This is a genomic window from Micromonospora sp. MH99, assembly GCF_021442385.1.
Classification (GTDB): Bacteria; Actinomycetota; Actinomycetes; order Mycobacteriales; family Micromonosporaceae; genus Micromonospora.
Map to the genome: position 1 here is coordinate 1 of NZ_MUZA01000113.1, position 12,392 is coordinate 12,392.

The 12,392-nt window shown below is 71.9% G+C and carries 13 protein-coding genes; 7 read left to right on the top strand and 6 right to left on the bottom strand.

All coding sequences use genetic code 11. The annotated features are described in order from the left end of the window. Positions 1-82: 82 nt before the first annotated feature. The 3 genes from B0E54_RS31065 to B0E54_RS31075 all read right to left on the bottom strand — a co-directional run bounded on the left by B0E54_RS31065 (position 83) and on the right by B0E54_RS31075 (position 3,220). Positions 83-706, bottom strand: a complete 624-nt coding sequence (locus tag B0E54_RS31065; protein ID WP_234591348.1) for a CGNR zinc finger domain-containing protein — start codon at positions 704-706, stop codon at positions 83-85. A 7-nt stretch (positions 707-713) separates the two neighbouring features. After that, a complete protein-coding gene (locus tag B0E54_RS31070; protein ID WP_234591350.1) occupies positions 714-1,562 on the bottom strand; it encodes an MBL fold metallo-hydrolase in 849 nt (282 codons plus the stop codon). A 161-nt stretch (positions 1,563-1,723) separates the two neighbouring features. Beyond that, the gene (locus B0E54_RS31075) at positions 1,724-3,220 is read right to left on the bottom strand and encodes an NAD(P)/FAD-dependent oxidoreductase (RefSeq protein ID WP_234591353.1); all 1,497 of its coding nucleotides are present in this window, start codon (positions 3,218-3,220) and stop codon (positions 1,724-1,726) included. 136 nt (positions 3,221-3,356) lie between these two features. Between B0E54_RS31075 and B0E54_RS31080 the strand changes: the two genes are divergently transcribed. After that, the gene (locus B0E54_RS31080) at positions 3,357-3,866 is read left to right on the top strand and encodes a pyridoxamine 5'-phosphate oxidase family protein (RefSeq protein WP_234591377.1); all 510 of its coding nucleotides are present in this window, start codon (positions 3,357-3,359) and stop codon (positions 3,864-3,866) included. Positions 3,867-3,887: 21 nt separating this feature from the next. On the opposite strand, the gene B0E54_RS31085 is transcribed toward B0E54_RS31080, so the two are convergent. Both B0E54_RS31085 and B0E54_RS31090 read right to left on the bottom strand, forming a co-directional pair. Beyond that, positions 3,888-4,520: a TetR/AcrR family transcriptional regulator gene (locus tag B0E54_RS31085; RefSeq protein WP_234591355.1), complete on the bottom strand. Its 633-nt coding sequence runs from the start codon at positions 4,518-4,520 to the stop codon at positions 3,888-3,890. A 75-nt stretch (positions 4,521-4,595) separates the two neighbouring features. Then, the gene (locus tag B0E54_RS31090; protein WP_234591359.1) at positions 4,596-4,994 is read right to left on the bottom strand and encodes a VOC family protein; all 399 of its coding nucleotides are present in this window, start codon (positions 4,992-4,994) and stop codon (positions 4,596-4,598) included. Positions 4,995-5,082: 88 nt separating this feature from the next. Here B0E54_RS31090 and B0E54_RS31095 point away from each other — a divergent pair, with 88 nt between their 5' ends. Then, entirely contained in the window at positions 5,083-6,060 is a 978-nt protein-coding gene (locus B0E54_RS31095) for a YafY family protein (protein WP_234591361.1), read from the top strand. A gap of 78 nt (positions 6,061-6,138) precedes the next feature. Here B0E54_RS31095 and B0E54_RS31100 read toward each other — a convergent pair whose 3' ends face one another. Next, on the bottom strand, positions 6,139-6,396 hold the full coding sequence (locus tag B0E54_RS31100) for a hypothetical protein (protein WP_234591363.1): 258 nt from the start codon (positions 6,394-6,396) through the stop codon (positions 6,139-6,141). A gap of 158 nt (positions 6,397-6,554) precedes the next feature. Here B0E54_RS31100 and B0E54_RS31105 point away from each other — a divergent pair, with 158 nt between their 5' ends. From B0E54_RS31105 to B0E54_RS31125, 5 genes are all read left to right on the top strand, one after another. Continuing rightward, on the top strand, positions 6,555-6,773 hold the full coding sequence (locus B0E54_RS31105) for an AlpA family transcriptional regulator (RefSeq protein ID WP_234591365.1): 219 nt from the start codon (positions 6,555-6,557) through the stop codon (positions 6,771-6,773). A 173-nt stretch (positions 6,774-6,946) separates the two neighbouring features. Further along, the gene (locus B0E54_RS31110) at positions 6,947-7,801 is read left to right on the top strand and encodes an alpha/beta fold hydrolase (protein ID WP_234591367.1); all 855 of its coding nucleotides are present in this window, start codon (positions 6,947-6,949) and stop codon (positions 7,799-7,801) included. A 32-nt stretch (positions 7,802-7,833) separates the two neighbouring features. Further along, positions 7,834-8,994 carry an acyl-CoA dehydrogenase family protein gene (locus B0E54_RS31115; RefSeq protein WP_234591370.1) on the top strand — a complete coding sequence of 387 codons (1,161 nt, stop codon included), beginning with the start codon at positions 7,834-7,836 and terminating at the stop codon, positions 8,992-8,994. Then, a complete protein-coding gene (locus tag B0E54_RS31120; RefSeq protein ID WP_234591372.1) occupies positions 8,984-10,198 on the top strand; it encodes an acetyl-CoA C-acetyltransferase in 1,215 nt (404 codons plus the stop codon). The genes B0E54_RS31115 and B0E54_RS31120 overlap by 11 nt, the downstream gene beginning before the upstream one ends. Before the next feature lie 17 nt (positions 10,199-10,215). Then, positions 10,216-12,369 (top strand): 3-hydroxyacyl-CoA dehydrogenase NAD-binding domain-containing protein, encoded by a 2,154-nt coding sequence (locus tag B0E54_RS31125; protein WP_234591375.1) that lies wholly within the window; start codon positions 10,216-10,218, stop codon positions 12,367-12,369. The last annotated feature ends 23 nt before the right edge of the window (positions 12,370-12,392 follow it).

A 12,392-nucleotide genomic window follows, 5' to 3' on the forward strand; every position in this document is an offset into this window, starting at 1 on the left:
CGCGCGCACCGGCCGCGCCGCGCGTGCCGGTCAGGCCGGCGACCGCCGGGCGGCCTGAGCCGACGCGGCGCGCACGGCCTGTTCAGTCCGCCTGTCGACGGCGGGCCCGGTGGGCGCGCAGGTTGGTCGGGAGCCCGCAGACGCGTACGGAGTGCCAGACCCCGCTGTTGTTACGCGAGCGGTCATAGAACGCGACCTGGCAACGCGGGTTGCGGCAGGTCTTGATCCGCCGGCCGACGTCGGTGAGTTGCGCCTCGAACAGCTCCGCCAGGACGAGGGAGACCAGCAGGTCGGCTCCGGCTCCGGCGGGTTCGAGGTGAACCGAGCCGTTCCCGTCGAGCCGCAGTGTGGCGCCTGTGGCGCGAGGGGCCGGCGCCGGCTCGGGCGGCCCGGATTCCGGTGCGGTGTGCAGCCTGGCGTCGATCCCGTACCGCAGCTCGTCGCGGAAGGTCCGCAGCGCCCGCAGGCCCGCCGGGTCGAGCGTCACGTCCGGTGCCGGCCGCCCGGTGACCGTCGACCACCGGGCGGCGACATCGTGCGCCCACTGCGTGGCGCTGTCGAGATCGTCGAGGAGATCCGGCTGGCGCGGCGCACCGGCCGGGAGCGTGTTGAGCAGGTCCTGGACGAGCCCGAGGCCGCCCGGAGCGGGGTCGAGGTCGTACCTCGCGGTGGCGGGCCACAGCGCGGAATCGGATGCCGGCGGCATGGTCAGGTCACTTTCCGATCAGGCCGAGCGCCCCGTACCAGAGCGGCCCCGGGTTCACCCAGTCCGGATAGAGCTCCATCATCGCGTCGAAGAACTCAAGGGCCGTCGACTTCTCCGCCAACAGCCGTTCCACGTTCAGCAGGTACCTGCGGGTCTCGTCGATGCTCGACGGGTCGTCGGGGCGGTTGCGGTTCTTGTGGCTGGCGACGACCGCCCGGGGCGCGAGGGCCTCGACGCGGTCCAGGGCCTTGAGCCACTCCCGCAGGCCACCGTTGACGGTTTCCAGCAGGTACTGGTGGACGCCGTTGTAGACGACGTCGCCGGCCACCACGAGACCGATCGACGGCACGTGCAGGACAGTGGTCTGGTCGCCATCGGTGTGCCCGGTCTCGACCGGCTGGGCGACGTTGCCTTCGAGCAGGATTCCGCCGGGCGGCACCGGAACGGCATCGACGGGCGACTCCGGGATCAGCCCGGGGAAGACCTTGTCGAACACCTCTTGACGCCCGACAGTGGCCTGCTGGTGCATGACCTCGATGGTCCCGGGCGTCGCGTAGGTGACGGCGTCGGGGAAACGCTTGACCAGCTCGGGGGCACCGAACCAGTGGTCGCCGTGCCCGTGGGTGGCGTAGATGGCCGTCAGCCGCTTGCCCGACCGCTCGATCCAGTCTCCCGCCGTCGCGATCTGCTCGTGGGTGAACGGCGGGTCCACCAGCAGCGCCTCCTCGGCCCCCGAAATCAGGGTGGTGGCTGTCGGGTTGAAGTGGATGGGCGAGCCGTCCGGCATGCGCTGCTCTCCGGCCCGGACCGGGCCGTCCAGGACCAGGACCTCGTAGGACAGGGCAGTTGTGGTCATGTCTCCTCCTCGATGACGCGTGAGCCGCCGGTCGGGCGTGCCACCGACCCCCGCACCGCTGAAATAAGCATAAGCCTTACGGTTATTTCAGCAGCTGCGTTCGCGGGTGCTCTGTGTCACCACCACGGCGATCGTCGGCCGCCGTGGGGGGCCGGTCAGATTCAGCGTCCAGGACCCGACCAGCCGCTGCGGCCGTAGTCGGCCGGATCCAGCCGGGCGGTACGGCGGCGGTACTCGGCGGCCATCCCCGGCCAGTTGGTGACGATCCGGCCGGTGGTCGTGCGGTACCAGCTCCGGCAGGCGGTCCACACGCTCGCGCCGAGGCGACGTTGCAGCTCCGCGTCGTAGTCGGCGGCCACCTCGGGGCGCACCTCCAGAGGTTCGCCACCGGCGGCGAGCAGGCTGACCGCCTGCGCGATGTGCCGGGCCTGCGCCTCGTGGAAGTAGATCACCGACGTGTTGCCGGTGTTGGTGTTCGGGCCGTACATGAGGAAGAGGTTGGGAAAGCCGGGCACGGCCATCCCGAGGTACGCGTACGCGCCGTCGCGCCACTCTTCACCGAGCTGACGGCCGGCGCGTCCGGTGACCCGGATCGGCACCAGGAAGTCGGTGGCCGCGAAGCCGGTGCCGTAGACCAGCACGTCGCAGGGGTGGGCGCGGCCGTCGGCGGTGCGGATGCCGTCCTCGGTCACCTCGACGATCGCCTCGGTGACCAGCTCGACGTCGTCGCGGCCCAGGGCCGGCAGCCAGTCGTTGGTGAACAACACCCGCTTGCAGCCCATCGGCTCGACAGGCGTGACGCGGGCGCGCAGCTCCTGGTCGCGTACCTGCCACCGCCGCTGCGCCCGCGAGACACCCCGCAGCACCGCCGCGGCGGCCCGGTTGCCGGTCACCGCCAGCCCGGTGAGCACGGTGACCGACCAGAACGCGGCCCGGGGCACCCGCATCAGCGCCGGCACCCGCCGGTAGAGCGCCCGACCCAGCCGCCCGTGCCGGCGGTCCGGCTTGGGCAGCGTCCAGGGCGGAGTGCGTTGGAAGACGGTGACCCGGGCCGCCCGGTCCGCGATGGCCGGCACCAGCTGCACCGCGCTGGCACCGGTGCCGATCACCGCGACGCGGGTGCCGTCCAGCCGTACCGCCGGGTCCCACCGGGCCGTGTGCATCGCCGGTCCGGCGAACCGCTGCGCGCCCGGCAGCGCCGGCACCACCGGCCGCGAGAGCTGCCCGACCGCCGGGACCAGGACGTCCGCCGTCAGTTCCGCGCCATCGGCGGTACGCAGCCGCCAGCACGCGCCGGCCTCGTCCCACGACGCGTCGGTGACCTCGGTACGCAACCGCACACTGTCGGCCAGCCCCAGCTCGGCCACGCAGCGGTGCAGGTAGTCCAGGATCTCCGAGTGCGGCGGGAAGCGCCGCGACCAGTCCGGGTTCAGCGCGAAGGAGTACGAGTAGAGCGGCGCCGGAATGTCACAGGCGCAGCCCGGGTAGGTGTTGTCCCGCCAGACGCCGCCGATCCGGTCGGCCCGTTCCAGCAGCACCACGTCCGCGTCGCCGGCGCGACGCAGCGCGGCGGCCACCGCCACCCCGCCGAACCCGGAGCCGATGATCGCCACCCGCACCCGACGGGGAGGTCGGGCGGTCGCTGCGCTGTCGGTCATGGCGGGCTCCCTCGGCGGTGCGGCCGACCGTAACAGCTTGTTGGCGGCCCGCCAACGATGCGCCCGCACCCGCCGAGCCCGTGGCCGTCCACGCGGGCCACGTGGGTAGGGTGCTCGCCATGGTCGCGACGGTTTCCTGCCGGTGACGAATCCGTGGCTTGCCGGGCCCACGCCGGCGAAGCGGCTCGACCGCGAACGGCTCGAAGAGCGCATCCGCAACCTGCTGTCGTCGCAGAACATGTGCGTGCTCGCGACCACGGGTCCGGACGGGCCGCTGGCCACGCCGGTGCGGTACTACCCGCTCGACTTCGCGGTGCTCTTCACCGCCGCGCCCCGTTCGCCGAAGATGCGCAACATCGCTGCCGATCCACGCGTGTCCGTCGGCATCTTCGCGCCCCTGGTCGGGCTGGCGAGCAGCCGCGGGGCCCAACTGTTCGGCACGGCCCGGGTGCTCGGTCCGGAGGATCCGGACCGAGCGCACTACTGGTCGGCGTTCCGCTGGGAGAACGAACACGCGGAGCGGGGGCGACCGCTGTCCGAGCCACCCGAGGACACCCTCGTGGTCGTCGAGGCGGAGCGGATCGTCTACACCGAGCACTGGCTGCGACGGGACGGGTTCGCGCCTCGCCAGTTCTGGCGTCGCTGAAAGGGCCTCCGGCGGCCGTGGTCAGGACGGGTCGCCGGCCGCGATGACCTGCGGGACGACCTGCTCCACGATGGTCAGCAGGGTGGTGGTGAGCAGTAGGTGCACCTGGGCGCGGGTCAACGCGCCGCGCTGGAGCCACTCCCGGGCGGTGGACGTCGCCAGGCCGCAGTACGCCCGGACCATCCCCCGCAGCTCCTCGTGGTCCTTGGCCTTCTCGGCCAGCCCGACGGCGACGAGCATCCGGTCGGCCGCCACCTCCTCCGCCTCGGCGAGCACCCGCTCCACGTCGGCGTCGCCGCCCATCCCCCGGGCGGTGACCGCCCCCAGCCACGAGGTGCTGTGCCGGGACACCACGTCGAGGAACCAGGTGACGCTGGCATCCACCCGGGTCCGCAGATCTCCCTTGGGCAGCCGCTCCACAGCTACCTCCGGGATGGTCACCATGACCCGCACGACCTCCAGGTAGAGGTCCTTCTTGGTGCCGAAGTAGTGGTTGACCAGGCCCCGGGCGACGCCCGCCTCCCGGGCGACGTCGGTGGTCGACACATCCGCGTACGGGCGCTCGCCGAACAGCCGGACAGCGCAGGCCAGGATCTGCCCGCGCCGGGCGTCCGGCTCCAACCTGCGGCGGCGCGGAGCCGTGTCGACACTCATCTGCCCGACCCTAGCGGCAGCTCACGCCGCCGGCTTCGGCATCGACGTCCCCCGTGCCCTGTCCAAGCCGCCCGATCAACTGCGGAACCTCTCGATCGCGGCGGGGGTCACCGGAGTGAAGAAGTTGACCAGGTTGCCGTCCGGGTCGCGGAAGAGCAGTGTCCGGTTACCCCAGGGCATGGTCGTGGGCTCGTTCACGAATTCCTCCACCACGCTCTTCAGCCTCTCGTAGAGCGCATCCACGTCGTCCACGAGGAACTCGATGATCACGCTGTGGTTGTCGGCCGGGCGGGCTGAGCCGGGCGCGGACAGTGCAACCGTGCGGGTGGTGCCGATCGCCAGCCTGCAGTGGGCGGTGCGCAACTCGGCGAAGTTTTCGTTGCCCCAGGCCGCCTGCACGCCGGTGACCTTCTCGTAGAAGCCGACCAGGCGGTTGATCTCGTCGGTGATGATGCGGATGGAGACGAAGTCCATGTCTTCTCCCTGCTCAGTGCGGTCTGTCGAGAGAACGCTAGAACAAATACTGGACAGATTCGGTCCAGTATTTGATAACGTTCAGACCGTGGCACGACCGACAGCCCAGGTGCTCGCACTGCTGGAGCTCCTGCAGTCCGGCGGCGTCCGGACGATGGCCGAGCTTGCCGAGCGCCTTGGCGTCGAACCGCGCACGGTGCGGCGCTACGTGAATCACCTGGTCGACCTAGACCTGCCGGTGGAGTCGGTGCGCGGCCGCTACGGCGGGTATCGGCTCGCCGCCGGCTATCGGCTGCCGCCGTTGATGCTCAGCGACGACGAAGCCCTGGCCGTCCTCCTCGGCCTGATTGCCGGCCGCCGTGCCGGGTTGGCGACGGCAACAGGCACCGCTGGCGAAACAGCCTCCGCGAAGATCCGTCGCGTCCTGCCGTCGCGGACCGCGGACCGGCTGGACGCCGCGCTCCAGTCCCTCGCCTTCACCGCCGAACCCGCTGACTTCCCCGCGCCGCGGACCGAGGTACTGCTCGCCGTCGCCGAGGCGGTCCGCCATCACCGGCCGATCTCGCTGCAATACACCTCGGGCGACGGTAGGCGTAGCGTCCGCGTGCTGCATCCGTTCGGCCTGGTAAACCATTCCGGGCGGTGGTATGCCACCGGGATCGATCCGGCGATCGGCGAGGAGCGAACCTTTCGACTCGACCGCATCACGCACGCGCGACCCCTGCCGGGCTCGTTCGAGCCGCCCGCCGGAAACGATCCGGCCGGGCACCTTCTCCGGTCGATGGCACGAGCGCCGTACCAGCATGCGGTGTCGCTGCGGATCCAAGGAACAGTCGAGCAGATCCGCAGGCGACTACCGGCCAGCATCGCCGAGGTGCGAGAGGGCGCGGACGAAGGTTGGCAGGACGTGGAGATCCGGGCAGAGAGTCTCGACTGGTTGCCCGGCGTGCTCGCCGCGCTCGACCTGCCGTTCGTCATCGAACGCCCTGACGAACTCCGCGACCGCGTCGTCGCACTGGCCGAGCGACTGGCGGCCTCGGCACGACGTGATCCGGCCCGCAGCTAGCAAGCCGCCACCCTCACCTTGATCACTTGATGCTCACCAGTTGTCAGCGCCGCTCCTGAGCTGCTGAGCATCAAGTGATCACTGAATTCCGCGCCGACGCCGAATCAGGTGCCGGCCGAGATGCCGCAGGTTGGACGTCTCGGCGTAGAGCGCTGCATTGATCGCACCAACCGCGACCCCGGGAGCGCGCTGCACCCGGTCGACGTCCTGCACGACCCGGCCGATCAACGTCAGCCGACAACGGAGATCGAACAACTCTCTCCGTGCGCAGCGCAGCGCCGTCTCCAATCCCCCGACCCGCTCCCGAAGCCACGCCAACTCCGTCGCCTGATCCATCGGCCTGCCCTTCGTTGAACGACGCCCCCACTGCTCCGCTCGTGCAGCAGGAGGAATGCTCTGACCACTCTCAGCCAGGAACGCACCCCCTGTCAATATGGCGACCCCCTTTCGGGGACCCCCGATCGGGGATACGCGAACGTGCCTAGTGTCCAGGTGTGGGTGATGAGGGGCCGGGCGAGCTGATGGGGCCGTACGAGATCGGTCAACGGCTCAACGTGTCCCGGAGCCGGTTTCAGCAGATCGCCATGCGGCCGAGCTTTCCGAAGCCCTACCAGGAGCTACGCGGCATGAAGGTCTGGCTGCGTGCCGACGTGGAGGCGTGGATCGCCGAGCACCGTGCACCTCGCCCCACCGACGGCGACGAGCCCGCGTAGTTCCCCCTCCCCACCTCGGCCAGCCTGCGTCGATCATGGACTCATGGTGGGCAATATGGTGGCATGCTTCCCTTTCGTCGGGCACCACAACTTCATGATCGACGCGGCTGGGGGCACGACCGCGACGTGATCGGGGTTGCCGGGGTGACTATCCGGCGTGTGAGGGTGGGTGGATGCACCGTGGGGACCCGGACTGGCTCGCTCACTCGCGGCGCGGTGATGGACCGCCGCTGGTGCTCATTCACGGCATCGGTAGTCGGTGGCAGGTCTGGGAGCCGGTGCTCGACGAGGTGGCCCGGCACCGCGACGTGATCGCGCTGGACCTCCCCGGCTTCGGCGCCTCCCCGCCGTGGCCCGAGCCAGCGGAGCCACCAAGCCCGCCACAACCACCGGAGCCGTTGGCGCGGGCGACCCCCGGTTCGGTGCAGCACCTGGCGGATCGGGTCGTGGCGTTCCTGGACGCGCTGGGCGTGCGCCGGCCCGCCGTTGCGGGCAACTCGCTCGGCGGCGGCATCGCGTTGGAGTTGGGGCGACGCGGGCTGGCCTCCTCGGTGACCGCGTTCTCGCCGATCGGGTTCTGGGGGCCGGTCGGGCGGCGCTGGTGTCAACTGGCGGTCGGCGGGGCCCGGTCAGCGGCTGGCGGGCTGCGGCCGGCGCTGCCCCGGCTGCTGGCGAGCCGGGCCGGGCGGGTGGCATTCTGCGGCCTCTTCTACGGCCACCCGGGTCACCTCGACCCCGACGAGTGCGTCGACTCGGCGGCGGCGCTGGCCGACGCGCCGGGCTTCGCGGTGGCACGCGCCGCGTTCGCCGGATGGCAGCTCCGTCGAGAGACGGCCGGCGCGCTCGACGACATCCCCGTGACTGTCGCCTGGGGTACGCGCGATCTCGTGTTGCCGTACGCCACTCAGGCCCGGCGGGCCCGCGCGGCGCTGCCGGTGGCCCGGCACGTGCCGCTGGCGGGCTGCGGACATCTGCCCTTCGCGGACGACCCGCAAGCCTGTGCCCGGCTGCTGATCCAGACTTATTGACATGCCGCCAACAGCGCGCGAGGGTGGTGCACATGCCGACGCCCGATGGCTCCCCCTCGCCCTGGCGCGAACCTGAGCACGACGACCTCGCCGACCTGGCCCGCACCTTCTTCACCAAGGAGGTGCTGCCGCACACGGACCGCCTGCTGGCGCAGGGTCACCCGGACCGCGAGCACTACCGGCGGGCCGGTGAGCTGGGGTTGCTCGGCCTGTCGGTCCCCGAGGAGTACGGCGGCGGGGGCGGCGGCTTCACCCACGAGGCCGTGCTGTTGCACGAGCAGGCGTACACCGGCGAGAGCAGCCTCGGGCTGGCCGTCCACAGTGGCATCGTCACGGGCTATCTCGTCGCGTACGGCAGCGAGGAGCAGAAGCGACGGTGGCTGCCCGGCCTGTGCAGCGGTGAGCTGGTCGGCGCGATCGCGATGACCGAGCCCGACGGCGGCTCGGACCTCCAGGCGATGCGCACGCGGGCGGTCCGCGACGGCGACGACTACCTGGTCACCGGCGCGAAGACGTTCATCACCAACGGTGGCCTGGCCGACCTGATCCTGGTGGCCGTGAAGACCGACCCCGAGCAGCGGGCGGCAGGCGTCTCGCTGCTGGTGTGCGAGGTGGGCGGCGACCCGGAGGGCTTCCGCCGGGGCCGGCTGCTGTCCAAGATCGGGCTGCACGCCAACGACACCGCCGAGTTGTTCTTCGACGCGTTCCGGGTGCCGGCGGCCAACCTGCTCGGCGGCGCCGAGGGGCTGGGCTTCATCCAGCTCATGCAGCAGCTTCCGCAGGAACGGCTGGTCATCGGCGTGGGCGCGGTGGCCGCGATGGAACGCGCGGTCGAGCTGACCGTCGCGTACGCCAAGGAACGCACCGCCTTCGGCAAGACCCTGATGGGGCACCAGAACACTCGGATGGTGCTCGCCGAGTGCGCCACCCGCACCCGGGTCAGCCGGGTCTTCCTGGACGACTGCATCGTCCGGCACACCCGTGGCGACCTGGACGTCGCCACGGCGGCGATGGCGAAGTCGTGGCTCACCGACGGGCAGTGCGAGGTCATCGACAGGTGCCTGCAACTGTTCGGCGGTTACGGCTACACGACGGAGTACCCGATCGCCCGCATGTACGCCGACGCCCGCGTCCAGAAGATCTACGGCGGCACCAACGAGATCATGAAGGAGTTGATCGCCCGTGCCCTCTGAGGCGTACGTCTATGACGCGGTCCGCACCCCGCGCGGACGCGGCCGGGACACCGGCGCGCTGCACGGGGTCAAGCCGATCTCGCTGGTGGTCGGCCTGATCGACGCGCTGCGCGAGCGCAACCCCGGCCTGGACGTGGGCCGCTTGGAGGATCTGCTGCTCGGCATCGTCACCCCGGTCGGCGAGCAGGGCGGCGATCTGGCGCGGGCCGCCGCGCTGCTGGCCGGGCTGCCCGACGAGGTGGGCGGGGTGCAGCTCAACCGGTTCTGCGCCTCGGGGCTGGAGGCCGTCAACTCGGCCGCCGCGCGCATCCGCTCGGGCTGGGAGCACCTGCTGCTGGCCGGCGGGGTCGAGTCGATGTCCCGGGTGCCGATGGGCTCCGACGGCGCGGCCTGGGCCACCGACCCGCAGACCGCGCTGGCCACGTCGTTCGTGCCGCAGGGCGTCAGCGCCGACCTGATCGCGACCATGGAGGGCTTCACCCGCGACGACGTGGACGGCTACGCGCTGCGGTCGCAGGAGCGGGCCGCCAAGGCGGTGGCCGGCGGGTACTTCGCCCGCTCGGTCGTGCCGGTCCGCGACGGCAACGGGCTGGACATCCTCACCGTCGACGAGCACCCGCGGCCGGAGACCACCCGGGAGGCCCTCGCCCGGCTCACTCCGTCCTTCGCCACGATGGGCGAGGCGGCCGGCTTCGACGCTGTCGCGTTGCAGAAGTTCCACTGGCTGGAGGCGATCGACCACGTCCACCACGCGGGCAACTCGTCCGGCATCGTGGACGGCGCGGCGCTGGTGCTGATCGGTTCGGAGCAGGTCGGGCAGGACCTCGGCCTCACCCCGCGCGCCCGGATCGTCGGCGCGGCAGTCACCGGCGCCGACCCGACGCTGATGCTGACCGGCCCGATCCCGGCCACCCACAAGGCGCTCGCCATCGCCGGCCTGACAGTCGACGACATCGACCTGTTCGAGATCAACGAGGCGTTCGCCGCGGTGGTGCTCAAGTACGTCCGCGACCTGGGCCTCGACCCGGACCGGGTGAACGTCAACGGCGGCGCGATCGCTCTCGGCCACCCGCTGGGCGCCACCGGAGCCATGTTGCTCGGCACGGCGTTGGACGAGTTGGAGCGCCGCGACCTGCGCCGCGCCGTGGTGACCCTCTGCATCGGCGGCGGCATGGGCGTCGCCACCGTTCTCGAGCGCTGCTGACCCGGGGGAAAAGACCAATGACCACCACCATCCGGTACGACCGCGGCGCCGACGGCATCGTCACGCTCACCCTGGACGACCCCGACCAGTCCGCCAACACCATGAACCGGGCGTACGTGGCCTCGATGAGCGAGGTGCTCGACCGGCTGGAGGCCGAGCCAGATCTCACCGGTGTCATCGTGACCAGCGCGAAGTCGACGTTCTTCGCCGGCGGCGACCTGCCCGAGATGATCCGGGCGACCCGCGAGGACGCGCCCGCGCTGGCGGAGCTGCTCGGCACCATCAAGCGGGACCTGCGCCGGCTGGAGACGCTGGGCAGCCCGGTCGTCGCGGCGGTCAACGGCTCCGCGCTCGGCGGCGGCCTGGAGATCGCCCTCGCCTGCCACCACCGCATCGCGCTGGACGCGCCCGACTCGCGGCTCGGGCTGCCCGAGGTGACCCTGGGTCTGCTGCCCGGGGCCGGCGGCGTCACCCGGACGGTGCGGATGCTCGGCCTGGCCGGCGCGCTGACCACCGTGCTGCTCACCGGCCGGCGGATGCGCCCGGCCGACGCCCTGGCCGCCGGGATCGTCGACGAGGTCGTCGCCACCGAGGCGGAGATGCTGGATCGCGCACGGGCCTGGATCGCCGCCAACCCGCGCCCGTTGCAGCCGTGGGACCGGCCGGACTACCGGATGCCCGGTGGCACCCCGGCCAGCCGGTCCCTGGCCGCGCAGCTGCCCGCCTTCCCGGCCACGCTGCGCAAGCAGCTCAAGGGCGCCCGGCTGCCGGCGCCGGAGGCGATCCTGGCCACGGCCGTGGAGAGCGCGCAGGTCGACCTGGACACCGCGTTCACCGTGGAGACCCGGCACCTGATCGGCCTGCTCACCGGGCAGGTCGCCAAGAACATGATCGGCGCGTTCTTCTTCGACCTGAAGGCCGTCAACGGCGGCGCCGCCCGACCGTCCGTGGACGTTGCGCCGGTGCGGCGGGTGGCGGTGCTCGGCGCCGGCATGATGGGCGCCGGCATCGCGTACGCCTGCGCCAGCGCCGGCCTCGACGTGGTGGTCCGGGACGTGTCACCGGAGGCCGCGGGGCGGGCCCGGGAGCACGCCGAACGACTGCTGGCCCGCCGGGTCCGCAAGGGCCGCGCCACCGAGGCCGACGCCCGGGCGGTGCTGGACCGGATCACCACCACCGACCAGGTGGACGCCCTCGCCGGCTGCGACGCCGTCATCGAGGCGGTCTTCGAGGACCCGGCCCTGAAGAAGGCAGTCTTCGCCGAGGTGCTGCCGGTGCTCGCGCCGGGCGCGCTGCTCGCCTCCAACACCTCCACCCTGCCGATCACTCAGCTGGCCGCCGGCGTGGACCGGCCGGCCGACTTCATCGGCATGCACTTCTTCTCCCCCGTGGACCGGATGCCGCTGCTGGAGATCGTGGTCGGCGAGCAGACCGGGGACGCGGCCCTGGCCCGCGCATTCGATCTCGGCCGGCGGATCGGCAAGACCCCCATCGTGGTCAACGACGGGCGGGGCTTCTTCACCAGCCGCGTCATCGGCCGGTTCATCGACGAGGCGGTAGGCATGGTCGCCGACGGCGTACCGGCCGCGTCGGTGGAGCAGGCCGCGTTGCAGGCCGGCTACCCGACCGGGCCCCTCGCGCTGGCCGACGAGGTGAGCCTCACGCTGATCCAGCGGATCCGGCGTCAGTTCGAGGCGGCCAGTGCGGAGTACCTGCCGCTGCCCGCGCACCGGCTCGTCGACGAGCTGGTCGACGCGTACGACCGGCCGGGCCGCGCGGCCGGACGCGGCTTCTACTCCTACGACGACGGCGTCCGGGGTCGGTTGTGGACAGGCCTCGCCGACCTGGTCACCGACGCCGGTCGGGCGGTGCCGTTCACCGACCTTCAGGAGCGGATGCTCTTCGCCGAGGCGCTGGACGCGCTGCGCTGCCTCGACGAGGGGGTGCTGCGTACCGAGACCGACGCCAACATCGGCTCGATCTTCGGCATCGGCTTCCCCGCCTGGACCGGCGGCGTGATCCGCTACGTCCGGCAGTACGCGGGCGGCCCGGCCGGCTTCGCGGCCCGCGCCGCCGAGCTGGCCGAGCGGTACGGCGACCGGTTCACGCCTCCCGCCGACCTGGCCGACCGGCTCGCCGCCTCTACCGCCGAACCGGCCGGCGTCGCGTGACGGCCGCGCGCGGCGGACCGCTG

Excerpts from the sequence above, each read along its gene's own strand:
- B0E54_RS31085 (WP_234591355.1), bottom strand. The coding sequence starts at position 4,520 with ATGAGTGTCGACACGGCTCCGCGCCGCCGCAGGTTGGAGCCGGACGCC.
- B0E54_RS31115 (WP_234591370.1), top strand. The coding sequence starts at position 7,834 with ATGCCGACGCCCGATGGCTCCCCCTCGCCCTGGCGCGAACCTGAGCAC.
- B0E54_RS31070 (WP_234591350.1), bottom strand. The coding sequence starts at position 1,562 with ATGACCACAACTGCCCTGTCCTACGAGGTCCTGGTCCTGGACGGCCCG.
- B0E54_RS31125 (WP_234591375.1), top strand. The coding sequence starts at position 10,216 with ATGACCACCACCATCCGGTACGACCGCGGCGCCGACGGCATCGTCACG.
- B0E54_RS31065 (WP_234591348.1), bottom strand. The coding sequence starts at position 706 with ATGCCGCCGGCATCCGATTCCGCGCTGTGGCCCGCCACCGCGAGGTAC.
- B0E54_RS31075 (WP_234591353.1), bottom strand. The coding sequence starts at position 3,220 with ATGACCGACAGCGCAGCGACCGCCCGACCTCCCCGTCGGGTGCGGGTG.
- B0E54_RS31090 (WP_234591359.1), bottom strand. The coding sequence starts at position 4,994 with ATGGACTTCGTCTCCATCCGCATCATCACCGACGAGATCAACCGCCTG.
- B0E54_RS31110 (WP_234591367.1), top strand. The coding sequence starts at position 6,947 with ATGCACCGTGGGGACCCGGACTGGCTCGCTCACTCGCGGCGCGGTGAT.
- B0E54_RS31100 (WP_234591363.1), bottom strand. The coding sequence starts at position 6,396 with ATGGATCAGGCGACGGAGTTGGCGTGGCTTCGGGAGCGGGTCGGGGGA.